Source organism: Marinomonas alcarazii, assembly GCF_003208215.1.
GTDB lineage: Bacteria > Pseudomonadota > Gammaproteobacteria > Pseudomonadales > Marinomonadaceae > Marinomonas > Marinomonas alcarazii.
Genome location: NZ_QKLW01000003.1, coordinates 83,253 through 107,945, shown reverse-complemented (window position 1 = coordinate 107,945; position 24,693 = coordinate 83,253). Strand labels below are relative to the sequence as shown.

General features: G+C 44.8%; 23 protein-coding genes. 15 read left to right on the top strand and 8 right to left on the bottom strand.

Translation table 11 applies throughout. The features are described 5' to 3' along the window. Positions 1-25: 25 nt before the first annotated feature. The gene (locus tag DFP75_RS08690) at positions 26-1,750 is read left to right on the top strand and encodes an ABC transporter substrate-binding protein (RefSeq protein ID WP_110574663.1); all 1,725 of its coding nucleotides are present in this window, start codon (positions 26-28) and stop codon (positions 1,748-1,750) included. A 118-nt stretch (positions 1,751-1,868) separates the two neighbouring features. Here DFP75_RS08690 and DFP75_RS08685 read toward each other — a convergent pair whose 3' ends face one another. Both DFP75_RS08685 and DFP75_RS08680 read right to left on the bottom strand, forming a co-directional pair. Continuing rightward, complete coding sequence (locus DFP75_RS08685) at positions 1,869-2,051, bottom strand: hypothetical protein (protein ID WP_110574661.1); 183 nt, start codon at positions 2,049-2,051, stop codon at positions 1,869-1,871. 181 nt (positions 2,052-2,232) lie between these two features. Beyond that, entirely contained in the window at positions 2,233-2,415 is a 183-nt protein-coding gene (locus DFP75_RS08680) for a hypothetical protein (RefSeq protein ID WP_110574659.1), read from the bottom strand. A gap of 285 nt (positions 2,416-2,700) precedes the next feature. On the opposite strand from DFP75_RS08680, the gene DFP75_RS08675 reads away from it, so the two are divergent. Together DFP75_RS08675 and DFP75_RS08670 are read left to right on the top strand one after the other, a co-directional pair. After that, entirely contained in the window at positions 2,701-3,585 is an 885-nt protein-coding gene (locus DFP75_RS08675; RefSeq protein ID WP_110574657.1) for a phytanoyl-CoA dioxygenase family protein, read from the top strand. 19 nt (positions 3,586-3,604) lie between these two features. Beyond that, positions 3,605-3,943, top strand: a complete 339-nt coding sequence (locus DFP75_RS08670) for a hypothetical protein (RefSeq protein ID WP_110574655.1) — start codon at positions 3,605-3,607, stop codon at positions 3,941-3,943. On the opposite strand, the gene DFP75_RS08665 is transcribed toward DFP75_RS08670, so the two are convergent. The 3 genes from DFP75_RS08665 to DFP75_RS08655 all read right to left on the bottom strand — a co-directional run bounded on the left by DFP75_RS08665 (position 3,940) and on the right by DFP75_RS08655 (position 6,209). Continuing rightward, positions 3,940-4,731: a DODA-type extradiol aromatic ring-opening family dioxygenase gene (locus DFP75_RS08665; RefSeq protein ID WP_110574653.1), complete on the bottom strand. Its 792-nt coding sequence runs from the start codon at positions 4,729-4,731 to the stop codon at positions 3,940-3,942. The genes DFP75_RS08670 and DFP75_RS08665 overlap by 4 nt on opposite strands. Positions 4,732-4,962: 231 nt before the next feature. After that, positions 4,963-5,346 (bottom strand): VOC family protein, encoded by a 384-nt coding sequence (locus DFP75_RS08660; RefSeq protein ID WP_110574651.1) that lies wholly within the window; start codon positions 5,344-5,346, stop codon positions 4,963-4,965. 134 nt (positions 5,347-5,480) lie between these two features. Continuing rightward, positions 5,481-6,209, bottom strand: coding sequence for a helix-turn-helix transcriptional regulator (locus tag DFP75_RS08655; protein ID WP_245927015.1), 729 nt, complete (start codon positions 6,207-6,209; stop codon positions 5,481-5,483). Between the two features lie 280 nt (positions 6,210-6,489). Between DFP75_RS08655 and DFP75_RS08650 the strand changes: the two genes are divergently transcribed. Both DFP75_RS08650 and DFP75_RS08645 read left to right on the top strand, forming a co-directional pair. After that, the gene (locus DFP75_RS08650) at positions 6,490-7,584 is read left to right on the top strand and encodes an OmpA family protein (RefSeq protein ID WP_110574649.1); all 1,095 of its coding nucleotides are present in this window, start codon (positions 6,490-6,492) and stop codon (positions 7,582-7,584) included. Between the two features lie 359 nt (positions 7,585-7,943). Next, a complete protein-coding gene (locus DFP75_RS08645; protein ID WP_110574647.1) occupies positions 7,944-8,501 on the top strand; it encodes a porin family protein in 558 nt (185 codons plus the stop codon). 123 nt (positions 8,502-8,624) lie between these two features. Here DFP75_RS08645 and DFP75_RS08640 read toward each other — a convergent pair whose 3' ends face one another. Both DFP75_RS08640 and DFP75_RS08635 read right to left on the bottom strand, forming a co-directional pair. Next, positions 8,625-9,866 (bottom strand): TIGR03862 family flavoprotein, encoded by a 1,242-nt coding sequence (locus DFP75_RS08640; RefSeq protein ID WP_110574645.1) that lies wholly within the window; start codon positions 9,864-9,866, stop codon positions 8,625-8,627. A gap of 93 nt (positions 9,867-9,959) precedes the next feature. Further along, positions 9,960-10,544, bottom strand: coding sequence for a DUF502 domain-containing protein (locus tag DFP75_RS08635; RefSeq protein ID WP_110574643.1), 585 nt, complete (start codon positions 10,542-10,544; stop codon positions 9,960-9,962). A 168-nt stretch (positions 10,545-10,712) separates the two neighbouring features. On the opposite strand from DFP75_RS08635, the gene DFP75_RS08630 reads away from it, so the two are divergent. Then, positions 10,713-11,630 carry a LysR family transcriptional regulator gene (locus DFP75_RS08630; RefSeq protein WP_110574641.1) on the top strand — a complete coding sequence of 306 codons (918 nt, stop codon included), beginning with the start codon at positions 10,713-10,715 and terminating at the stop codon, positions 11,628-11,630. 12 nt (positions 11,631-11,642) lie between these two features. Here DFP75_RS08630 and DFP75_RS08625 read toward each other — a convergent pair whose 3' ends face one another. Then, entirely contained in the window at positions 11,643-12,914 is a 1,272-nt protein-coding gene (locus DFP75_RS08625) for an amidase family protein (protein ID WP_220032629.1), read from the bottom strand. Positions 12,915-13,109: 195 nt separating this feature from the next. Between DFP75_RS08625 and DFP75_RS08620 the strand changes: the two genes are divergently transcribed. The 9 genes from DFP75_RS08620 to DFP75_RS08580 all read left to right on the top strand — a co-directional run bounded on the left by DFP75_RS08620 (position 13,110) and on the right by DFP75_RS08580 (position 24,666). Next, complete coding sequence (locus DFP75_RS08620; RefSeq protein WP_110574638.1) at positions 13,110-13,910, top strand: putative hydro-lyase; 801 nt, start codon at positions 13,110-13,112, stop codon at positions 13,908-13,910. A 99-nt stretch (positions 13,911-14,009) separates the two neighbouring features. Next, positions 14,010-14,981, top strand: a complete 972-nt coding sequence (locus tag DFP75_RS08615; RefSeq protein WP_110574636.1) for a TRAP transporter substrate-binding protein — start codon at positions 14,010-14,012, stop codon at positions 14,979-14,981. A gap of 137 nt (positions 14,982-15,118) precedes the next feature. Next, complete coding sequence (locus DFP75_RS08610; RefSeq protein ID WP_110574634.1) at positions 15,119-15,637, top strand: TRAP transporter small permease; 519 nt, start codon at positions 15,119-15,121, stop codon at positions 15,635-15,637. Next, the gene (locus tag DFP75_RS08605) at positions 15,637-16,944 is read left to right on the top strand and encodes a TRAP transporter large permease (RefSeq protein ID WP_110574632.1); all 1,308 of its coding nucleotides are present in this window, start codon (positions 15,637-15,639) and stop codon (positions 16,942-16,944) included. The genes DFP75_RS08610 and DFP75_RS08605 overlap by 1 nt, the downstream gene beginning before the upstream one ends. A gap of 34 nt (positions 16,945-16,978) precedes the next feature. After that, the gene (locus tag DFP75_RS08600) at positions 16,979-17,740 is read left to right on the top strand and encodes a 5-oxoprolinase subunit PxpA (protein WP_110574630.1); all 762 of its coding nucleotides are present in this window, start codon (positions 16,979-16,981) and stop codon (positions 17,738-17,740) included. 8 nt (positions 17,741-17,748) lie between these two features. Then, positions 17,749-18,453, top strand: a complete 705-nt coding sequence (pxpB, locus tag DFP75_RS08595; protein ID WP_110574628.1) for a 5-oxoprolinase subunit PxpB — start codon at positions 17,749-17,751, stop codon at positions 18,451-18,453. After that, positions 18,443-19,366 carry a 5-oxoprolinase subunit C family protein gene (locus DFP75_RS08590; protein WP_110574626.1) on the top strand — a complete coding sequence of 308 codons (924 nt, stop codon included), beginning with the start codon at positions 18,443-18,445 and terminating at the stop codon, positions 19,364-19,366. Before pxpB ends, DFP75_RS08590 begins: the two co-directional genes overlap by 11 nt. A gap of 219 nt (positions 19,367-19,585) precedes the next feature. Next, positions 19,586-20,779 (top strand): ABC transporter substrate-binding protein, encoded by a 1,194-nt coding sequence (locus DFP75_RS08585; protein WP_110574623.1) that lies wholly within the window; start codon positions 19,586-19,588, stop codon positions 20,777-20,779. A 17-nt stretch (positions 20,780-20,796) separates the two neighbouring features. Next, entirely contained in the window at positions 20,797-24,666 is a 3,870-nt protein-coding gene (locus DFP75_RS08580; protein WP_110574621.1) for a response regulator, read from the top strand. The last annotated feature ends 27 nt before the right edge of the window (positions 24,667-24,693 follow it).

Genomic DNA, 24,693 nt, shown 5'->3' with positions numbered 1-24,693 from the left:
AAACCAAACTTTGTTGAGGTAAAATATGCACTACAATAAGAAAAAAATTGCACTCGCCGCCTTACCCTTTGCAGTCATGATGCATTCGGCAACCTTATGGGCTGACGCATACTCAGATGCAGCAAAAAAGTGGGTAGATACCGAATTCACCGTTTCTACACTAAGCAAGCAACAACAGCTTGATGAAATGCAATGGTTCACCGACGCCGCAAAAAAATTCCGCGGCATGGAAATTAATGTCGCGTCAGAGACATTAACGACTCACAAATACGAATCTCAGGTATTGGCTAAAGCCTTTACAGAAATCACCGGCATCAAGGTCAACCATGACTTGATCCAAGAAGGTGATGTGGTCGAAAAACTGCAAACACAAATGCAGTCTGGCCGTAACATTTACGATGCCTACGTCAACGATTCTGATTTGATCGGTACGCATTTCCGCTACGGTAAAGTCGTGCCTATCTCTGACATGATGCAGGGCGACGGTAAAGATTTCACGTCACCAACCCTAGATCTTGCCGACTTCATCGGTTTGGATTTCACCACAGGGCCAGATGGCAAACTTTATCAATTGCCAACGCAGCAATTTGCTAACCTTTATTGGTTCCGTGCTGACTGGTTTGCTCGTCCAGACCTAAAAGCAAAATTCAAATCTATCTACGGTTATGAACTCGGTGTACCCGTTAACTGGTCCGCTTATGAAGACATCGCAGAATTCTTTACTGACAAAGTGAAAAATATCGACGGCGAACGTGTTTACGGTCATATGGATTACGGTAAAAAAGACCCTTCTTTAGGGTGGCGTTTTACTGATGCATGGTTCTCCATGGCTGGTGCTGGCGACAAAGGGATTCCAAATGGTCTACCTGTCGATGAATGGGGCATTCGTATCAAAGATGCGTGTTCACCTGTTGGTTCAAGTGTCTCTCGTGGCGGCGCAACAAACGGCCCAGCTGCCGTTTATGCGACCACTAAATACGTAGATTGGTTACGTAAGTACGCGCCACCAGAAGCACAAGGTATGACCTTCTCTGAATCTGGCCCAGTGCCAGCACAAGGTGCCGTGGCCCAGCAAATCTTCTGGTACACAGCCTTCACAGCGGACATGACAGCCAAAGGTCTACCTGTTGTAAACGAAGACGGTACGCCAAAATGGCGCATGGCTCCTTCGCCTGTTGGGCCATACTGGGAAGAAGGTATGAAGAAAGGCTATCAAGACGTAGGTGCTTGGACTTTCATGAACTCTACCCCAGAAGATCGTCGTTTAGCGGCTTGGTTGTACGCTCAGTTCACCACAGCCAAAACCGTTTCTTTGAAGAAAACATTGGTTGGTTTAACACCTATTCGTGAATCCGATATCAACTCGCCAGAAATGGCTGAAGCCGCGCCTAAATTGGGCGGTTTGGTTGAATTCTACAAAGGGCCTGCACGTAAAGAGTGGTCGCCAACTGGGATCAACGTGCCAGACTACCCTAAACTTGCGCAACTTTGGTGGCAGTACATTTCTCAAGCGGCAAGCGGAGAAGCCACTCCACAAGAAGCGCTTAACGGCCTAGCGGCAGCACAAGATAAAGTCATGGAGCGTCTAGAACGCGCCAACGTGCAACCGATCTGTGGACCGAAAATGAATGAACCACGTGATGAAGCCTATTGGTTAGCTCAACCTGGCGCACCAAAAGCGAAGTTATCCAATGAGAAACCACAAGGCGTTACCGTTTCTTATGACGATCTACTTCGTTCTTGGGAATAATATCACTCGACCCTCTCTGAACGTTTGACCGGCTTAGGCCGGTCTTTTTTTGGGTGGAGTCATGGGAGGATGACGTTGTGTGAGAAAATAGTTTCTATGGTGTGGCTTAACAAAAACATCAATGGGTCATTTGCTCATCATCTGACATCAAAGCTCTTAGCTCATCCTGTAAGCTCTCAATTTTTTCCGCCAATATATGCTGTTGTGATGGCGGTATTTGAGCAATATCCTGAAGCGATACTTTTTCTAAATTTTCAAGCAAGCTAACCAAATGTTGTATGCGGTCATCTTTTCTGTTCATGCGAGTTCTCTCCGTAGATTGCATGGTAATGACTTAACCATAGACAACTTTAGAAAATTACTCTGTCTAATATTCGAAAATTTATGTTAAAAACGGAAAAACTCACTATAAAGCTGACATGAAACAACTTCAATTCATGCCAGTTTACGTTAAAAAATAGGGATTATGTTTAGAGGTAAGGCTAACAACCACCTTTTTTAGCTTGTCCTGGAGGACAAAATTTACCCGAAGATCCGTTATCCTTGTGACCTTCATCGCTTTTCGCTTCTATATCAATACCAGCAAGCTTCCCGCCCACTCGGTTTATCTCGCAACCGGTTAACGAGACCAGACTGGCTACAATAATAAGTAAAGTGGCTTTCATTTTTATCTCCTCATTCTTCGAATGGGCGAGCATACCAAAGTACTTTTCTGACCACCCTTAGCCTTACAAAGTCATGACTGTAATTTGCATTACCCAAAGGTCGCTGACTGAATCCTTTCGGAGCCATCATCGATCAAACTAAAAGTGAATGAGTGGATTACAAAAAACACTGCCCAATATCAGTCGCTAAAATAGCGATAGGAATACCTACCAGAGCACCTAATGGTATGATGGGTCTAAGACACAAATCACAGCGATGCTAACCCTGACAAGGACACCAATTTGATGACAGTACCTAAACATGAAGATTTCCAAAACAAGGGTGTCCTTAAACTTTCCAATGTCATCGATGTTGAAAAGGTTGCCGATGTTCAAACCCATTTTTGGCAAGAAGTTAACCGCAAGTTTGGCATTAATATCGACGATCCTAGCACATGGTTTTCCAATGCCAGCAACCCTGTCGGAGACGCTCGGGCAAAACGCCTAAACGGAATGGGATCGATTATGCGAGAGCTCAAAGACTCGGGGCAATTAGATGAGATAGAGAGTGAAATCCAATCATCTTTAGATCAGGTATTCGGCACTCACACCTGGCGCCCATTAGATCTTTGGTATTCTTTATTAAGCTTTCCAGGCTCAGAGTCGGTTTGGAATGTCCCTCATAAATCTTGGCACAGCGATGAACCCAGTGTGGTAGGAGACGCGAAGCCTTGGAGTTTATTTGTTTTTGTATTTCTCGATGATGTAAGTGCAGACATGGGAGCAACAACCGTCATTTCTGGGTCTCATCGACGCGCGGAGCGTCTTGCCAAAACACTCGGGACATCTAATAACGAGGCATTAATAAACGCCTTTGAATCAGTGAACAGCGGTCTGTTTAAAAACCCTAACGACGTCACACTATTGCCTATGGATCAGGTGTTAGATCCCCTTGTTCAAGAAGACCCTTGGTTCCAAGAGCTGCTTCAAGAAGGTTCCCCTGATCAACGAATCCAACGATTCATAAAAGAAGGCAGTTCGCTGCATGGCATTGAACAGAAAGCTGTCACATTGACCGGCGCTGCTGGCGATATCATCGTATTTGATCCACGCTGCCTTCACACCTTTTCCGCGAATGTGTCCAACCTTCCGAGACAAGTATTACGACTCGATTTTAGACGCCAATTATAATCTAGCTTCCAAGGCCTTCATGACTAGAATAACTCGCAACAACGCACAGACAGATCATTCAGATGAGACATTAAACAATGCACGAAATGCATTTGAAATCAGTTTGTCTAACTTCACCACGGATCACACGGAAGTCATCAACCACATGCAAGAAATTGTTGAGATTTTACTTAAGCAGAAGCAATTTGCTGAGGCATTAAAAGAAATCGAGCAATTAAAGAAACTGGCGACATCGAATAAGAAGATCAAAATCGCCATGCTTGAAATGAAAGGTCGTATCAAACAAGTTGGCGCAAGATCGGGTTTTCGATCTCGCGCCACCAAAAAATATACGACAAAAAAGCCTAAAAGCGCTTAATCGAAACGGAAGCTAGACGCTGTCCAACCACCAAACAATCCTTCATCATGATAAACGCAAGTTGCTTTGCCATTTTCAGCGGCGCCAAGGGCAACCATAAGAGGAATCAAATGATCTTCTCTTGGATGACAAAGACGAGCGTATGGCGCCTTGTCCCATTCGACAATACTCGCACTGCGCTCGGCGGGCTCAGAGTCTAATAAGGTTTCTTGTAACCAAGCATCAAAGCCATTCGAAGGCTTGATGGCTTGCGGGCCTCTTAACCCTAGGTTATGAAAGCTCAAACCACTGCCAACAATTAAAACGCCTTCTTCACGCAATGGCGCCAAGGCACGACCTAACGCCATGTGTTCTTCTGGGTTTAGATTCGATTTAAGTGACAATTGAACCAGTGGCATGTCCGCTTCTGGATACATTACAGCCATGGGCGCAAATGCACCGTGGTCGAAACCTTTTTTATCATCAAGATCCACCGCAAAGCCTGCACTTTTAATGAGTTCAGAGACACGATCGGCCACCTCTGGCGAACCCGGAGCTTGGTATGTCACTTCATAAGTATGCGCAGGAAAGCCGTAATAATCGTATTCCATTCCTGGCGCTGGATTAGACTGAACAGCAAAGGTTTTGCGCTCCCAATGGCCAGAGATCATCAAAATCGCTTTTGGCTTTTCAGGCAATTCTTGCGTCATGCGAACCAAAGACGCTTCAAGATTGGAAAACATCGCGCGCATGTCAGCGATATAAGGCCAAGGGCCGCCACCATGGGAAATAAAATAAGTAGGTAACATCATCATTCACCTGTAAAACTGGAGTAAGTAGCCAACGTACAAAACGCTGAATTGGCTTTATTGATGCAATCAGTCTAGGCGTGCTCATCGACTGGATCAATATGCATCCAGTTAACCCATCATTTCATTTTGATCAATAATCTTCAAAAAAGCCCTACTGGCGTTTCCTTTCAATCAAAAAAAACACCGCCATTATGAAGTGACCGTGTTTTTCAGATTGCTCACCGACTCTTAGGCGTTATTGGCTTTTTCAGGCGTATAAACACGCAAACGATGACCGTCAGGATCGAGCGCAGTAAAAGTCGTACCAAAATCCATTTCGGTTGGTTCTTGAATAATGTCGACTCCCAGCTCTCGCCATTTGATGTAGTTAATCTGCAAAGTAATCAGGTTATCAAGAGTTAATGCCACTTCCATACTGCCCGCAGGGACATCATTGGCTTTTGGCAATACGTCTTCTCGCGCCCATAAGCCAAACTTGGCTCCCGTTTCCGAGACAAACAAGGCAAATCCTTCAGTTAACTCCACAGGTTCGCGGTCAAACAAAGGGCGATAAAAATCCACGCTGCGCTGAACATTATTCACATACAAGATGGTGAAATTTGAAAGATCCATACTGACATTCCTATTCGCTGTTTAGATTTCACATTAAAAGTTTAGTACTTCTCATCAAGCTTGAGCCCGATAATGAGAGAATAAACAAGCAGAGTGTCAGATCTTGTCAGTAGTGATGGAAAACAACGGAGGTTTTATTGGGAAGACTTAGATTCATGCAGAGTGGCTCGCCATTGTTTTAGCAAGACAGGACGAGGCGTGGCATAGCGCGTTTCTATTAGCTCACTCGACAGAATTCGGTCAGTACGAAAATTACGAATGTCTTGGCGCAATTCACACCAAGCAACCAACACACGCACTTCATCAAAATAGCCCAAAGCAAATGGCCAAATCCGTCGCTGAGAGTGTTTGCCTTTTAAATCTCGATAATCAATGGAAAGAATCTTTTCATCTCGAATCGCTTGACGAACTTCAGCTATATTCACCGTATCTCTGGTCGACTCTTTACTCGGGCCGATCAGCAAAGTCGTATCGTCGAGCATGTCTTTTAACTCGATAGGCAATACCGCTGCAATTTTATTCAAGGCGTTTTGTGCACCATCACTTAATTGGCTATCGGTACGTTGCGCCACCCAACGGGCACCCAGTACCAAGGCTTCTATTTCTTCCTCAGTGAACATTAATGGCGGCAGAAGAAAACCCGGTTTAAGTACGTAACCCACGCCAGCTTCGCCTTCGATATTCGCGCCCTGCTCTTGCAACGTCGCAATGTCTCGATACAAGGTGCGCAAGCTCACATTGAGCTTTTCAGCTAAGGCTTTCCCCGATACCGGATATCGATGACTCCGCAGTAAAGCAATGAGAGCAAGCAAACGTTGAGAACGAACCACAAGTGCACCTATCAATAAAAAGACGTTCGACAATACCTCTCCATTCTGTAATGAACAACTCATCTCGCTAAAAATTTCACTCGCTGAAGTGAAAATCTCGTGTAATGAATATCTCCTTTTCTGCGCTTTTAAACGCCATTTCGATACGCCATGCGTGTTGAAAATGCCTGTTAAGTAAACACCGAGTCATGATTGCGCAATAGCAGATTACACAAGGGGTTCAGGTCATTTTTCTGTCAATTTTTAAGTACTGATAAACGCGTTATTCTGGAAAAAGAACAACCAACATAGCTATTTATCAGGAGATAAAAACATGTCTTTTAACATCGCAAAACGCACGCTTCTCAGCAGTATTATTGCAGCGTCCTCACTGTCCACATTGGCGCTTGCGCAACAACAAGAAGGGTTCACAATTACGCCAAGCATTGGCTACTACAACATGGATAGCGACCGAGATATTAAGGATGACAAAGCTTATTCATTAGGTTTGGGGTATCAATTTAACAACCCATGGGCTGTAGAATTTGTTTACCTAAACGCCGACAGTAAACAGGCAGGCAATGATGTCGATGTAGATCAATACCGTTTAGACGGTCTCTATCATTTGCCAACCCTAAACAATGTAGATCTCACCCCTTATCTAGCTGCCGGTGTGGGCACCACAGACTTTAGTAACGATTCAGGCCACGACAATGTCCAAGTTAACGCCGGTGGTGGTTTAAAGTACGCCGTCAACGATACGGTATCAGTACGAGCAGACTTTCGTTTAGTAAACGATGTTGAAGACCATCACCTAGATAATGTGACCTCTTTGGGTGTGCAGATGACATTTGGCGGTCCATCCAAGCAATCTTCCTCTAGCGACGACAGTTACAACACGCCCGTCCAGCAAACTTACACTCAAACGGAGCCCGTACAGCAAGCTCAAGTTGAGCCAACCGAGGAAGAACCCGTAACAGACGAAATGGCAGAGCAGCCAGAAGAAATGGTTCAAGCAGAACCAGCAACTGAGGCACCAATGGCCGGTGAGTCAACTCAACAACCCGTTGTAGAAACGCTACCGCCGGAAAAAATAAACATTCAATTTGGTCTTAATGAAACCACTGTTGAGCAGAAGTTTTATCCAGATATAGAAAAAATCGCAGTATTCCTTAAAGACAATCCTGGTAGCACAGTGATTATCGAAGGACATACGGACGACACAGGTGCAGCAAGTTACAACCAAACCGTTTCAGAAAAGCGCGCTCAGTCCGTTGCTGATGTGCTAATCAACACCTTTCAGGTTGACGAGTCTCGTGTCGAGGCCATCGGTTATGGTGAGGAAAGACCTTTTGTCGAAAATGACAGTGAAGAGCACCGTGAAGCCAACCGCCGCATTGTTGCGATTATCTCCACCAGCGAAGCCTAATCGCCTAGCAACGATTATCAGCTAATGGTCACATTGCGCCCAATACTGAGTATTGGGCGCTTTTTTTTGCTTATTTGATACTTTGTGACGCGCTTCTTCATAGTCAGGTCACAATTACTTTTTGGCACTTTTTAAGTGAAAACTTAATGTAATAAGCGGCGCATTTCCTACACCCTTTCGAACACATTTTAACCACCCAACTGCTGGAATATAACCACTTAAGTAAAGCTTACGTCATGATTAGGCAGTCGCTGTTCACGTCCTATTTTTTGCGCATTTTAGGTGGGGTTTTCAGGGGGGAAAATCAGCGTAATCTAGATAGCGAACAACAAAACATTATGTTCATTAGGAGAAATAATATGTCTACTTCATTTAAAAAACGTACTCTTTTTAGCGGTGTCCTAATAGCTTCATCACTCGCTACCATGGCATATGCAGAAACACCAAAACCCGGCTTTACCGTTACACCAAGCATAGGTCACTACAACGCAGACGGCGACAGACAAGCTGGCGATGATACGTCTTACTCTATTGGTGTTGGTTATCAAACCAACAGTCCACTGGCTCTAGAAGCGGTTTATCTTCATTCAGATGCCAATAAACGCGGACGCAATAACGACCTAGATCAATACCGTGTCGATGGCCTTTACAGCCTTCCTGAGTTTACGACAGTCAACCTGACACCTTATGTTGCCGCAGGTGTTGGTATGACAGATGTTGATGGCGATTCAACCAACCTACTGGTTAACGCAGGTGGTGGTGTGAAATACGCGATTAACAGCGATGTCGATCTACGTGCCGACTTCCGTCTTGTGAAAGATGTGGAAGATAACCATTTGGATAACGTGACGTCTGTTGGCGTACAGTACAACTTCGGAATGCCGAATCAACCAGCGTCTCAAGGGTCTAACGAATAACTCGTTAAGCTAACCAAATCATTCTCGCACACGGATGTGCAGTACGACCAAGATAGAAAGAAAAAAATCGCCCAATGGCAACATTGGGCGATTTTTGTTTATTCAATCTAAGGCTTTTATATTTCAAGCTCTACTAAGAAAATCATCCACGCCTTTCGCAACCAAATGACCTGTTGCAAAACACGCTGTTAACAAATAGCCACCCGTTGGCGCTTCCCAATCCAACATCTCGCCAGCACAGAAAACACCGGGCATAGCGTTAAGCATGAGCGCTTCATTGACACTGCTTTCACACACACCACCCGCACTCGAAATCACTTCTTCTATTGGCTTAGTTTTATAAAAACTAACAGGCACAGCTTTTAAGCATCGAGCTAAGCTTTCTGGGGTTTGAAAGTCTTCTTTAGAAAATGCCTCATGCAGCAGCACAGCTTTCACGCCAGATATACCTAGAGTGCGTTTCAGATATTTACTAAAAGATTCTTTTGGTTTGATGTTTCGCAGCTTTTTAATGACTTGTTCTTCACTTTGTAACGGTAGGAAGTCCATCAACAAAGACGACTGGCCTGACTCGTTAATGCCATCACGTAGGTATTTAGAAAAAGCATAAATTAGACTGCCCTCCATACCATCTTGAGTGACAATGCATTCGCCCTTTTTTGTGACAACTTGTCCATTTTCTAAGGTAAAAGAAAACGCCACGTCTTTTAAAGGGCTGCCAGCGAACTTAGTTTTTAAGTGTTCACTCCATTCACTGTAAAAGCCACAGTTGGCGCTTTGAAGAGGAGCAACATCGACCCCTTTATCCGTCAATACAGAGAACCAAGCACCATCAGAACCTAGCTTTGGCCAACTTGCACCGCCCATCGCCAACACAATCGCATCGGCCTTTGCCGTAACTTGTTCACCAACATGATCAAACACGACTTCATTGGCCGACAAGTTCGTCATTTTATGACGCATATGAAACTGCACACCGGCATCCCGTAAGCGCTTTAACCAGTTGCGTAATAACGGAGCGGCTTTCATGTCTTTAGGAAAGACACGACCTGATGTACCAACAAATGTTTCTATGCCTAGATCATGAATCCATTCACACAACGCATCCGCATTAAACTGGCGGATCGAGGTATCAAGCCATTCGGCTTTATCGTAATAACGCTGAATAAATTCTGGATACGCTTCGGAATGGGTAATGTTCATGCCACCAACACCGGCCAACAAAAACTTGCGGCACGCACTGGGTTTAGCATCGTAAACATGCACTTGATGACCTGCTGCACAAATACCTTCTGCTGCCATCAGACCCGCAGGGCCAGCGCCAACAACAACGACTGTTTTCTGCGTTTGCAACGCGTCTTGCATATTTACCAACATCACTTCAAAGAGTTACAAAAAAGAGGCGCATGATAAAGAATATTGACTCAAGGCCCAATGCTTTCTATAGAAAAACTCGCATTATACTTCAGGTTGTTTGCTCTGTACCCCAGCGGTTAAGGCAAGACGCATGGCTTCTTCTACCCCAATATCCAATACCGTTAAGCGGTCACGGGAAATATACAGCGTCATACCGCCAATTTGATAACTTAACGGTACGTACACACCGACAAGATCTTGCTCACCAAAAAGTTGCTGTCCGGTTTGTTCACCAGTAATAAAACCAATCACTTGCGCGCCATTCCATTCAATGGACACAACGCTTTTCATCTCCTTTTTCTCAGCCAAATTGAAGACCATCATCATGTCTTTAATCGCACCATAAATGGACTTCACTAACGGAATACGCTCGAAAATATTCTGGCTAATTTTAACCAAATAGCGGAAGCCGTATAAATTCACCAAGAAGCCAGTCACCACCAGCATGGACAAGCTCGCGATCAGACCTAGCCCAGGAAAATAAAGCGATTCAGGAATCAATAGCAGTAACAGCGGCTGAGCAATTGCTTCCCCCGTCGCCAACAACCAATAAATTAAAGATACGGTTATACCAATGGGTAAAACCGCCGCCAGCCCTTTAAGCAATAACTTAATCAATTTGTTCATGTCTGAAATGATCCTTTAAAATTGTTCACAGCATACCGCAAGCTTTGTGCCGCTCCTATTACTCCGAGTAAGACTTAACGAAAAGATTGCTGAAATCTGGTTAGCCTTATACCCTTTTGGACAATCCTTACTTTTTTATCTGTTTATTACACTAGAGGTCGCACTAACGTGAACTACAAACGTCTTGAAACTTTTGTTTGGGTTGCCTCTTTAGGAAGCTTCCGTAAAGCCGCCGAACGCCTCCATACCACGCAACCGGCGATTTCAGCCCGCATATCAGGATTGGAAGAAGAGCTAGGCGTCAAATTGTTCGAACGAGACGGCGGTTCCAGCCCCATTATGCTGACCTCAAAAGGCAAAGAATTACTCCCTTATGTGGAAAAAATTCTTTATCAGACTGAGCAGCTAAAAAAACGCGCTGGGCTGTCTACCGCTTATTCTGGAGTGCTACGCTTGGGCGTATCAGAAACCATAGTAAATACTTGGCTACCGGATTTCCTTTCACGACTCAACAAAGACATGCCCAACCTTGATGTAGAAATGACCGTCGACATCACCAGTAATTTGGCCAATGGCATACAAGACAGATCATTGGATTTAGGGTTATTGATGGGGCCGATTTCAGAGCCAAATATTGTCAACCGAGAGCTTTGTACGTTTGATCTTTCTTGGGTCGCCAGTCCAAATTTAAATCTACCAAATCGATTATTGTATTTAGAAGAGCTCGCCAAATGGCCAATCATTACCTACGCACGAGCCACCAAGCCTTATATCGAAATCAATCAAAAATTCCGCGAGCTTGATGGACCACCAGCACATTTTTTTGCTTCCACCTCATTGGCGGCATGTCGCAGTTTAGCCATTGATGCTGTTGGCATCTCCACCTTGCCAAACATCATGATTAAAAAAGAATTAGAAGCAGGAAGTCTGCGAAAAATCAGAGCCGTTTGGACTCCGAACCCACTGACCTTCACTGCCTCTTATTCTGATGAGCCTTTTAATCCGCTCGCAGAAGTCGCTACCAATATTGCCGTGATGGCAGCAGAGGACTACAACAAGCAGCAGCATTTTCCAAAGGACTCATAACTGAAAAAGCGCTTAGCTTTTAACAATAAGCTCTACCTTTTTTGCCAGATCTAAAATCAACTGATCCCTGCCTTCAGCCGCCGTCAACATCAGCCCCATAGGTTCTTGTTGAAAGCAAAAAGGCAGAGAAATACTGCAACCATTCAGTACATTGGCGAGCGAGGTATTACGCAAACACAGTAAGTTTAAACGGTCGTACTCGGCGTCTTGCTCTAAATCGGACAACTTAGGCGCGACAACCGCAACGGTCGGCAGCAAGAAAACCGTATTTGGCTCTTCTTCTGACATCCGCGTAATAAAAGCCTTTCTAGCCGCTTTCGTCTGCTCAAAATCGGCAACACTAATCGTGTTTGCACGGGCAATACGAGAAGCCACTCGCGGATCAATGTCCACGTGGTCTAGTTCATAGTGTTGACTATAAAACGCCTGACTTTCAAAAGCCGAAAACTGCCAAACCGGTAGGTTTTTATACTCTTCCAATGCCTCGACAAAGCGCCGCTCAATCGCCACACCTTCCGCCTCAAGGCGAGCCAGTATTTCGTCAAACCCATGCTCAACCTGCTCATCTAAATCGTTCATACCAAAATTGCTGGGTACGACAAGACGTATTTGCTGATTGTCAGTATTCTTATCGCCACCAGATGCAGGCTTTGTTCCAGACAGTACATGCCATAACAGTTCACATTCCTCTACTGTTTTAGCTATTGGACCAATAGAATCAAGTGACTCTGACAAAGGTAAACAACCTTCTCTTGATACACTCTGTTGCGACGGTTTGAACCCAGTCAAACCGCAAAACGCAGCAGGAATACGCAAAGAGCCGCCAGTATCCGTACCAAGCGCCGCATCCGCCACCCCCAGAGCAACCGACGCTGCACCACCACTGGTTGATCCGCCCGTAATGCGGCCAGCGTTCATCGGATTATCTGGCGTGCCGTAATGAGGGTTTAAGCCTAATCCCGAATACGCCAATTCAGTCATATTGGTGTGACCCAAAAAACTTGCACCAGCCAGTCTTAAATTGTTAACCGCTGCTGCATCTTGCTCTGCAATCTGTGGATGAATAAACACCGAGCCTGCTTGAGTTTTATAGCCCTGTACTTGAAATAGGTCCTTGATCGAGATAATCGCCCCATTCAATGGCCCTGACTGAGGCTCAACATAATCAAATAACTCAGTGAAAACCGCTTGCCCTCTTGCATTAATAATATCTACAGCGCTCTTCCACTTGGCAGTCAAATTTCGGTCCTGCCAAGCCAAAGTCGATGAATTTGATTGCATCATACCTTCGCTCACTATTGGCTATTCATTGCTTTGAAAAACTACCCTCCTTGGCTCACTCCGTCAAAGGTATAATGAACATCACCAACCCTTTGATAAAACTTTTTTATCAAATCACCCAAAAAACATGATTAGACTTTTAAGGTAGGCAAGATCTACTCTTGGTCTATAGATTGTGGCAAGAATAAGGAAGCCTCCATGAAACCAGCTCAGTCACCACTACTGCAAAGCACTTATGAATTGCGTCAAGCAATTCGTAGTAAAGCGCACACTGGCCCTACAAGCGGTTTAGTACAGGGGGCAATGCAAGGTAATGTGGTTATTTTACCTGCGGATTGGGCAAGTGATTTTTTGCTTTACTGTCAAAAGAACCCAGTGTCCTGCCCTTTAATTGGCGTGTCCGAAGTGGGTGATTTTACAATGCCACAACTTGGTCATGACATAGATATGCGCCACGATATTCCAGAATACTATGTGTATCGAGATGGTGAAAAAGTCGAGAACCGTTCCGATATCGAAGATTTGTGGCAAAGCGACATGGTGGCGTTTGTCTTGGGTTGTTCTTTTTCTTTTGAGCACGCGCTATCTCAAGCAGGACTCACACCAAGAAACATTGAAGAAGACGTGAATGTCTCTATGTTTGAAACCAATATTGCCACCGTACCTGCGGGCCGTTTCTTTGGCAACACGGTCGTCACCATGCGCCCTTATGTACCAAAAGATGCGATCCGAGCGATTCAAATAACCACACGTTTTCCAAAGGCTCACGGTGCGCCAATACATTTTGGCTCGCCACAAGAGATTGGCATTACAGACTTAAATAAACCAGATTACGGCGATGCAGTCAGTGTGAAAGACGGAGAGGTGCCAGTGTTTTGGGCTTGTGGCGTCACACCTCAGGTGGCCATTCGTAACGCTAAACCACCCATTTGCATTACCCATTCACCAGGAAAAATGCTGGTTACGGACATTCTAGATACAGACTTTGCTGTTCTTTAGCTCATTTCAAAAGCTCTAGATCTGCACAACGAAGGTAGAACCTACCTCACCCTGAATAATAAGAACCACACAACAACATTTAAAATAGGAACGATTACTATGTCAAAGTTATCCAATGCATTAATTGTTAGCGGCATCGCTCTTGGCGGTCTGACCTCTACAGCCAGTTTTGCTGAAAAATGGCATATGCCAACGCCTTACGGTGATGGTAATTTGCAAACACAAATCGCTTATACATTCGCGAAAGAAATCAAAGACAATAGCGACCTTGAAATTACTGTTCACTCTGGTGGCTCTTTAGTAAAACATACAGAGATTCCTCGTTCTGTGAAGTCAGGTCAGGTTCAAATGGGCGAAATGTTCTTGGGCATTTTGGGTAATGAAAACCCCATTTACAAACACGATAATATTCCGTTCTTAGCAACGTCTTTTGAAGATGCTAAAAAATTGTGGGAAGCCGCTAAACCATCCATTGCTAAAGAACTTGATAAAGACGGCATGATGTTGCTTTACACTGTGGCATGGCCAGCGCAAAGCCTTTATAGCAAAGAGCCTGTAAACAGCTTGGCTGATTTGCAAGGTCAGAAAATGCGAGCCTACAGCCCAACGCAATCTCGTCTTGCTGATTTGATGGACACCACGCCAATGACGATTCAAACCCCAGACATTCCACAAGCATTTAGTACTGGTATTATTCAAGCCATGATCACCTCTCCATCTACCGGTGTGGACAGCCAAGCTTGGGATTACGTGAATAACTACACAGATGTCAAAGCATGGATCCCAAAAAACATTGTTGTGGTCAACAAGCGCGCATTCCGTCGTTTAGATAAAGCGACTCAACAAGTGGTACTAGACGCAGCGAAAAACGCGGAAGCAGCGGGTTGGACTCAAATAGCAGCACGTGCAGCGAAAGACAAGGCAACCCTACTTGAAAATGGTATGACGGTTTCTGACCCATCTCCTCAGTTAGTTGAAGAGCTAAAAGCCATTGGTAAAACGATGACAGAAGAGTGGAAAGCGGAAGCGCCACAAGAGATTGGAGAAATCCTAACTCGTTACCAAAACTAAGTCTCTATAACGACCCCCACATTATCTCTCCCCTTGAAAATAAGAGGAGAGATAATAAGTGCTCCTCCCTAACCCTCCCCCTGCTAAGGGGGAGGCTGGGAGGGGGTCTCTAATTGCTCTTCAGAAAAGTGAACACTATGAGCCAATTAAAAGAAAAACTTTACCTCTGCTCTGGCCTGTTGTCCGGTTTGTGTATTGTTATTATTACCTCGCTTTTATTAGCACAAATCGTCGGTCGTTTATTCGGTTTTATTGTCCCTTCTGCAGAAGATTTTGCAGGCTACGCTCTGGCGGCATCAACCTTTCTTGGCCTGGCCTATACCTTTCGCGAAGGCGGTCATATTCGTGTCACCCTGCTAATACAACGATTTTCGCCAGTACCTCGTAAGATACAAGAAGGGATCATCCTGATCTTATCCTTCGCGCTATTGTGTTATTTGTCTTACGCCTGCGGTTATATGGTCTATGAATCCTATATTTATGAAGAAGTCTCCTACGGCTATATTCCAGTTCCACTGTGGATCCCTCAATTGCCCGTTGCCATTGGTGTGATCGCACTGAATCTGGCCATTTTAGACGCTTTAGTTAGCTTATTACGTGGTCAAAAAACCACTTACAGTGAACAAGAAGACGCGTTGTCTTTGGAGGAAATCTAATGGATATGATGTGGATTTCTATCCTACTCGCGTTTGCCTTAATCGCCCTATTATCTTTAGGGGTTTGGGTATCTTTTACTCTGATCGCGGTGGGTGGTCTGGGGTTAATTCTGTCTGAAAACTACCAGGTAGATTTGCTTTTCGCGACGTCTAGCTGGGGTGCCAGTACGGCGTGGTCACTCACCGCATTGCCGCTGTTTATTTGGATGGGTGAAGTCCTGTTTCGCACTCGCTTATCAGAAGATTTATTCAAAGGCCTCTCTCCTTGGTTAGGGGGCGTTCCAGGCAAATTGCTGCATGTGAATATTCTCAGCTGTGGCATTTTTGCCGCGGTATCAGGGTCTTCAGCAGCCACCGCTGCGACCATCGGACGTATGACATTGCCAGAGCTTCGCAAGCAAGGCTACAGCGACCGCATGGCCATTGGCACATTGGCGGGCTCGGGCACTTTAGGCCTATTAATTCCACCTTCGATTATTTTGATTGTGTACGGCGTGGCGGCCGAAGTGTCTATCGCACGCTTGTTTATTGCTGGCGCTTTACCCGGTTTATTGCTCGTGTCCTTGTTTATGGGGTTCACCATGATTTGGGGACACCTACACAAAGACGAATTGCCAAAAACAACCGGCCATGAAACCAGCTGGTCTGCTCGTATCAAAGGCTTGCGCAAGCTTTTACCCGTGGTCGGTTTAATCGGTTTCGTATTGGGTTCCATTTACGGTGGTATTACCACCCCAACCGAAGCGGCTGCCATCGGTGTAGCCGGTGCTTTAGTGCTGGCCGCGCTGACGGGGTCCTTAAGCCGCCATAGTTTTATGGACAGTTTATTGGGCGCTGTAAAAAGCTCTTGTATGATCGGTTTCATCCTCGTTGGCGCGCATTTTTTGACGCTAGCGATGGGCTTCTTGGGTATTCCTAAAGCCTTGGCGTTATGGATCTCAGGCATGTCCTTGTCGCCAATGGAGTTGATCTTATATCTAACGGTTTTATTCGTGGTATTAGGTTGCTTCTTAGATGGCATTTCAGTGGTGGTACTGACCGTTGCGGTCATTTTACCTATGGTGCAAGCCGCGAATATTGACCTATTGTGGTTTGGCGTTTTCATCGTGTTGGTGGTGGAGATGTCGCAGATCACCCCGCCTGTTGGCTTCAATCTCTTTGTTATTCAAGCCCTAACAGGGAAGAACATTTTGTATGTCGCAAAAGCCGCTTTGCCGTTCTTTTTACTTATTGGCGTAGCCATTTTGTTGATCAGTATGTTTCCTGAAATTGTGACTTACTTACCAACAACCATGTCTCAAAACTAAGCGCTTAGCAGTAAACAAGCTTAAGGAATAAAAAATGAAATTAAATTGTGATATGGGCGAAGCATTCGGTGCTTGGAAAATGGGTTTAGACGATCAAATCATGCCGTTTGTTGATCAGGCAAACATCGCTTGCGGCTTCCATGCTTCCGATCCATTGACCATGGCAAAGACGGTTGCCTTAGCGAAACAGCACAATGTGACCATAGGTGCCCATCCAGCCTACCCAGACTTAGTCGGTTTTGGACGTCGCAATATGGACATCGCCCCTGCTGAATTAAAAGCCTTGATTCAATACCAAATTGGCGCTCTTAAAGGTATCTGTGAAAGCCAAAACGCCCAAGTGGATTACGTCAAACCCCATGGTGCTTTGTACAACACCATGATGGCAGACTTCTCTGTTTTGGATACGGTGATGCAGGCCGTGAGCGAACTAGACGCTACATTGCCGCTGATGGTTATGGCGGTACCAGAAGCCCCAGAAATCAAGAAGATGGCGAAGAAATACGGCTTGAGTGTTTGGTTTGAAGCGTTCTCCGATCGTTTGTACACAGACGAAGGTCGACTCATGCCACGCAAAGAACCCAATGCGGTTCACACAAGCTTTGATTTAATCGAAAAGCAAGTCGAGCAATTATGTGAAACAGGCACATTAACGACTGCCTCAGGCAAACAACTGGCCATCCATGCAGATACCATCTGTGTGCATGGCGATGGCGCTCATGCGCTGGATGCTGTGACGCGTATTCGAAGTCTGGTTGACCGATTAAAGCTTTCTAAAGCAACTAAACAACTGTGAAATAAATCATGAGCCGTGAAGATTTTCCAAGTATAGACATGGTCAGTAATCAGGCCTGCTTATTAACATTTAGCCAGGTAATCAGCGAAGCGACATCTAATTACATTACCCAAGTCACCCAACATTTGGCAAAGCTGGAAGGTATTGTCGATTTAGTACCATCTTATACCACGATTTTAGTGGTGTTCGATGACGATCATTATGATCGCTTTGCTATTTTCAAGACCATTCGTCAGACCATAGAAGTGATTGACCCTAATGATTTTTCTGTCACAGATCAGCGCGAAGTGGTGATTCCCGTTTATTACGGCAAGGAAGTGGGACCAGATATCGACGATGTGGCCAAACACTGTCAATTAAGTATCGACGACGTTATTAAGCGCCACAGTGAAACAACATATCGCGCTTATGCTATTGGCTTTACACCTGGGTTTGCTTTTTTAGGCAATACTCCAGATGAATTGCACGTTCCCAGAAAAACCACTCCTCGCTTAAAAGTACCTATTGGCAGTGTGGCACTGGCAGAAAATCAAACGGCGGTTTACCCCAGCGTCACGCCAGGCGGTTGGCAAATTATTGGTCGTACGCCTGTCAATTTGATCGATTGGGGCAGTAAAAACCTTGCTCTTATCGCCATGGGAGACTCAGTACGATTCGAGCCTATTTCTCGCGATGAATTTTTAGTGCAAGGAGGTCAGCTCGATGGCTTTTAAAGTAATCAAACCTGGCTTATTGGCATTAATCCAAGACCTAGGTCGCCATGGTCATCAGTCGATTGGCCTGACGACAGGCGGTCCCATGGACGAAGTCGCTTTCCGTTGGGGCAATGCCTTACTCGATAACCACGACAATAGCCCTCAAATTGAGATCACCTTTGGGATGTTCGCGTTAGAAGCGCAAGCAGACACCTCGATTGCCATCACAGGGGCGGATCTTGGGGCGACGCTGAACAATAAAAGCATCTCGCCTTGGCAAACCTACGCCATTAAAAAAGGCGATGTATTGGCCTTTCAGCAACCCGTCTGGGGATTACGAGCCTATCTTGCGGTGAAAGGGGGCTTTCAGTGTGAGCCAACATTGGGCAGTGTTGCTACTGTCGTACGCGAAAAGATTGGCGGCTTAACAGGCAAGGGAGACAAACTCCAAAAAGGCGATCTGTTGGCCTATCAAGCCAGCTCTGATTATGAGAAAAGATCCGTACCACGCTTGGCTATTCCGAATTATAGCAACAAAGAAATTCCGGTCATTCTGGGTTATCAGTATCAGTCCTTTTCTTCTTTAGATCGGGCAAATTTTTTCTCTAGCGATTACACCGTGTCGTCAAACTCAGACCGCATGGGGTATCGCTTAGAAGGACAGAAAATCCACAGCGAGTTGAAAGGTATTATTTCTGAAGGGATTGCTTATGGTGCGATTCAAGTGCCAAAAGATGGCCAACCTATTGTCTTACTGCAAGACAGGCAAACCATAGGTGGCTACCCAAAAATAGGCTGCGTAACACGTATTGGCGGTAGCATTCTAGCTCAGCAAAAGCCAGGGGATATTATTCAGTTCACCCCAATCACGGTCGATCAAGCAGAAAAAGAACGTCTTTTACAAATGGCTCGCCTTGCTCAGTGGCGCTAACCTCCAACAATATGACGTTCATCAATTAGAAAACCCTACCTTCTATTGATGAGCGTTATATTACGTTACGCTGCACTCTGGTAACAAATTAAGACAATTCCACTCTAAATTCTTCCCATCTTTGCTAGAAAACACTCTACAATCTATTTAAGGTCGCAAGCTCTTATTCTAGGCTTATTTTCGGTCGTAAAATGTCATTCTACGGAGTACTTAAAACCCATGGTTTTGTCGCGCCTCGTCGTTTTTTCTTTTATGTTCATTCTCGCCAACCTGAGCTTTGCAAGCACAAGTCAAGCTGCACAGATTATCAAAGTGGGAATGAGCGGTGCTTTCTCGGGTGATAATGCCTCAATGGGAGAAGACTTTAGTGCGGGCGCACGCGCTGCTTTTTCTCGATTCCACAGCGAAACGGGCCATACGATTCAGCTCATGTCCATGGATGATGCCTACGAGCCTAGCCAAGTGGGATCCAATGTAAGAACCTTACTAAAAGATAGTTTCGTTGATGTATTATTTGGCAATATCGGGACGCCAACCATCGCAGTCAGTGCGCCCATTGCACTAGAAAATAAAACGCTTTTATTTGCCCCTGTCACCGGCTCTTCGGTTATTCGTCCCTCCACGCCCGACCGTTACATCATTAACTATAGAGCGAGCTATGAGGAAGAGTTAACTGCCATTTTTGATGCCTTAGCGAACGAGCTTAAGTTAACGCAAAATGACATTGCCTTCTTTAATCAACAAGACATGTTTGGTAGTACGGGACGAAAGTACCTTAACAAGCTGATTAAAAAGCACAATATAGGTTCAAAAAACAACCTGTTGCAAATGGAATATTCACACAACACCCTGGCAGTAGAACACGCCGTTGCAGACTTGCTTACCCGCACTCCAACCCCCAAGGTTATTTTTATGTTTAGCAGTGCTGGTCCCAGCGCAAAATTCATTCGACTAACCAGAGAGTACGGCCTAGATCCATTATTCGTCGGCCTCTCCTTTATGGGGAATCGATTATTTGTAGAACAATTACAGGATATACCAGCCCGAATTCTGATTACCCAAGTAGTACCGTCATTCAGAGACCAAACACTGCCTGTGGCGGCCGATTTTCGTCAAGATATGGCTAAATATTCTCCGCAGACTAAACTAAATGCACTAAGCTTTGAAGGTTATATCGCGGCTCGGGTTTTCACCAAACCATTTACCAATGAATTACCAACCAGCCGTGAGCAAATCATTGATGCCCTTGAGTCATTAGGGAGATTCGATATCGGTCTTGGCGTACCGCTTACCCTCTCGCCCCAAGAGCATCAAGCAAGCCACTCCGTATGGTTAACGCAGTTAAAAGTAGGACAGCTGGTTTCCATCCCTTTTAGCACTGCACCAAAACTCTATCTAGACTATATCAATTAGCGAAGGTGTCATACGGAATGAAAGTGTCGATTAAAATGCCTAAATCCAGTATCCGGTCCTTAGTCTGGCTGCTTACTCTTGTGGCACTAACCATGACAATCGCTTTTTCTATCATGCTTTCAACGGCGCTAGCCGAATTAAAAGTCACTTACAACGACGCAAGAACATCCCAAGACGAACTACTGTTTGCATCATCCGAACTACGAGAGCTTTTACCCGCTCATCAATATCGACTACGCCAAGTACTGCAAGAAGACTATGCTGCAGTTTATCCACCAGCAGAACAAATAGACCGAATAGATGCCGCCATAAAATCATTAGAAAAAGCAGGTAAAAAAGATACTGAATTTAGCTTTCTGTCTTCGGCACTAAATAGAAGTCTCAACCAAATATTACAGCTCACAATCGATATTCAAATCTGGAGCCAACAACGCAGCACGTTTGAAAAGAGTTACCCTAACGATAACTATAAAGAAGACACCCTAGCAACATTACAAGAAATGCGCGATTTACTTAACGATGTGGAAGGGAAAATTCATCTTAGTGGCGCAGCTATTCTATACCGTTACAACAACAGCGTCGACGAACAAAAAGCCAAGCTCGCACAAGAGTACAGCGATTTCAGTAATATGCGTCTCAACTCGCAAATACATCAAATTCTCATAAGCCTTTCTGACTTGAGAGTACTCATTAACTTTATGCTCACTGAGGCCGACATAGACAACCTAAGAGACATCAAAGACAATGGCGTAAAACCGATATTAGAAAGCCTAAACCGCCTCCCCATTTTATTAGAAAAAGATTTCAGTCTTACCTCAGAGAAATTAAAAACGCTCACGCAAGATCTGGCTAAAGAGATATTTGGTGATCGCTATTATGTAAACCAACAAAGGGACATCATTGTTCCTTCCGGCTTGAGTTTATATCAGATGCGTATCGACCAACTGCAAATTGAAAATGACCGAGCCCGCTTAGACAAACGCTTTTATAGTGCATTTCAAGACTTACCAAGGATGTTGGACTCCATTGGTGAACGCGTTCAAGTTCAGTCGAAAAAAACCAACTACGAAGTAGAAACACGTCTTGATGATTTCACAAAACGCATGTCCTCAAAAGCACTGATGGGTGTTTTCGCGTTGCTGATTTTATCTTGGATTGTGTCTCGTAAAGTGAAAAAACAACTGGCAGATTTGGTCGACAGCGAGAACCGCTTCCGCTCTATGTTCGAATTGTCTCCTGATCCAGTGTGGATCCTGTCGGGGCATGAGGTTGTAGAATGTAACAAAGCGGCCGTTGAACAAATGGGCTTCACCCATGAGCGAGACATCAAACAAAAAACCATGGAGGAACTCAGCCCAGCCACCCAAGCCAATGGTTATCAATCCTCCAGCGCTCTTGAAAACGTTCTAAGACGAGTAGAACAAGAAGGTTATCATCGCTTTGAGTGGCTGTTATCTGATGCTACCGGACAACCACTAATCGCCGAAATTACCATGGCCAGCATTGTGATTGCCAATCAGCCAGCCACGCTCTGTACTTGGCATAATATTCGTCAGCGTAAACAGGCAGAAAATGAGCTCAAAGCCCACCAAGAACAACTGGAAATCGAAGTTAAAAATCGTACCAATGAACTAGAGATTGCAAAAGACGCTGCCGAGCAAGCAAACCGAGCAAAAAGCGACTTTCTCGCCAATATGAGCCATGAAATTCGCACTCCAATGAACGCCATCATTGGCATGTCTCATCTTGCCTTATTAACCGACTTGAATAAGAAACAACGCAGTTATATTGAAAAGGTCAGCTATTCTGCTGAGTCGTTACTTGGCATCATCAATGACATTCTCGACTTTTCTAAAGTCGAGGCCGGCATGCTCACCATCGAACAAATAGACTTCAATATCAATACTGTATTTGGCGATGCTGCAAACATACTGGCATTAAAAGCCGAGGAAAAATCCATCGAGCTATTGTTCGATATTTCCCCCAATGTGCCACACAATTTAATAGGCGACCCTTTGCGACTCAGGCAAGTCCTACTCAATCTAGGTAACAATGCCATTAAATTCACGGAGCAAGGTGAAATCATCATTTCTGTTCATCGTTTCAAACAAAAAGGTGATCAGATTGAGTTGCACTTTAGTGTCAAAGACACAGGCATAGGCATCTCAGTAGAAGAGCAGACCAGACTATTCCAATCTTTTTCTCAAGCGGATTCATCGACCACCCGCAAATTTGGTGGAACAGGCCTAGGGCTCGCTATTTCGAAAAAAATCATCGACTTAATGAATGGTAATATTTGGGTAGAAAGCAAAGTAAATGAAGGCAGTACCTTTCACTTCACCTTGGCCTTTAAACAGAGCAAGGATGTATCCCAAAAGTTACCTAATTTACCGCTTTCACACCGAGTACTGATTGTTGATGACAACAGCACATCACGGGATATTTTACATCATATCATTGAAAACTTTGGCTTAAGAGCCTCCACCGCCAGCAGTGGCAAAGAAGCCTTGAGCTTGATTGCAGAAAATCAAACCAGCGACCCGTTCTCATTAGTATTGGTTGATTGGAAGATGCCCGACATGGACGGTGTTGAAACCTGCCGAGCGCTCCTTAACCAACATCAAGGCAAAAAAGATTTCCCAACCATTTTAATGGTCACCGCTTATGGATTAGACGAAGCACGACGAGCCAGTATGGACATCGACATTTCTGGTTTTTTAACCAAGCCTGTCACACCCTCTTCGTTATTTGATGCCATCATTCAAGCCTCGCACTTGGAATACGCAACCCCAATAAAACACACTCTGCTTCCGCAGACGAATACGCGATCCCTCGTCGGTGCTCACATATTATTGGTCGAAGATAACCTGCTAAATTTGGAACTGGCTCAAGAACTGCTTTCTACTAATGGTCTTATCGTCGACACGGCTCAAAATGGTCAGGAGGCAATCGACAAACTCAAAGAAAATACCTACGACGGTATTTTGATGGATTGCCAAATGCCTGTTATGGACGGTTACACCGCGACTAGAATCATTCGCCAAGATGCCAAGTATCGCGATTTGCCTATCATCTCCATGACCGCTAATGCGCTCGCAGGAGACAAAGAAAAAGTGATTGAAAGTGGCATGAATGACCATATATCCAAGCCTATTCAAGTCAACGCGATGTTTGAAACATTAACGAAATGGATAAAACCGAAACAACCCCTCACCCAACACTCTTCATCCAAACCAACGCTCTATCAGCAGTCCCTCACCCTTGAGGAGCAACGTGATTTAGAAAAACTAGTGGGCATTGATCTAGCCATTGGGCTTGCGATCACACAATATGACATCCACTTTTTCTGGCGCTTACTGTTGCGTTTTTATGAGTCGCAATCTTCATTTGTTAAACAATTTAGCGAGCTGTATCAAAAAGAAGACAAAGAAGACGCCCTACGTATGTTACACACATTGAAGGGCAATGCTGGCAATATTGGAATGACCGACTTAATGCACAAGGCTGCCGAATTAGAAAACGCCTGCCAGCAATCCGAAGCACAATTCACATCGGCGCTCAACCAACTGGCAGAAGAGTTGGAACGTATTCTGCTACCTATTCAAAACCATAAAGATCGACAAGAACACCTGACAAGCGAAGCACCCTTGGCAACAAAAAAACGACAAAAAGTTTCATCAGACTACTATCAAGCATTGCTCAATAAGCTGTACGATCATTTATTGAACGATAGACTGGATGCGGATATTGTTGCAGCAGAACTTGAAAGCATCACTGAAGGTAATGAAAACATTGATGTTCTCCATAGCATTCGCCAGTCCATCACTCGTTATGACTTTGAGTCGGCCTTGACTAAGCTAAAAGACTTAATGCCAAAAAATGAGTGAACTATATAAATCAATATCATAGCGGCG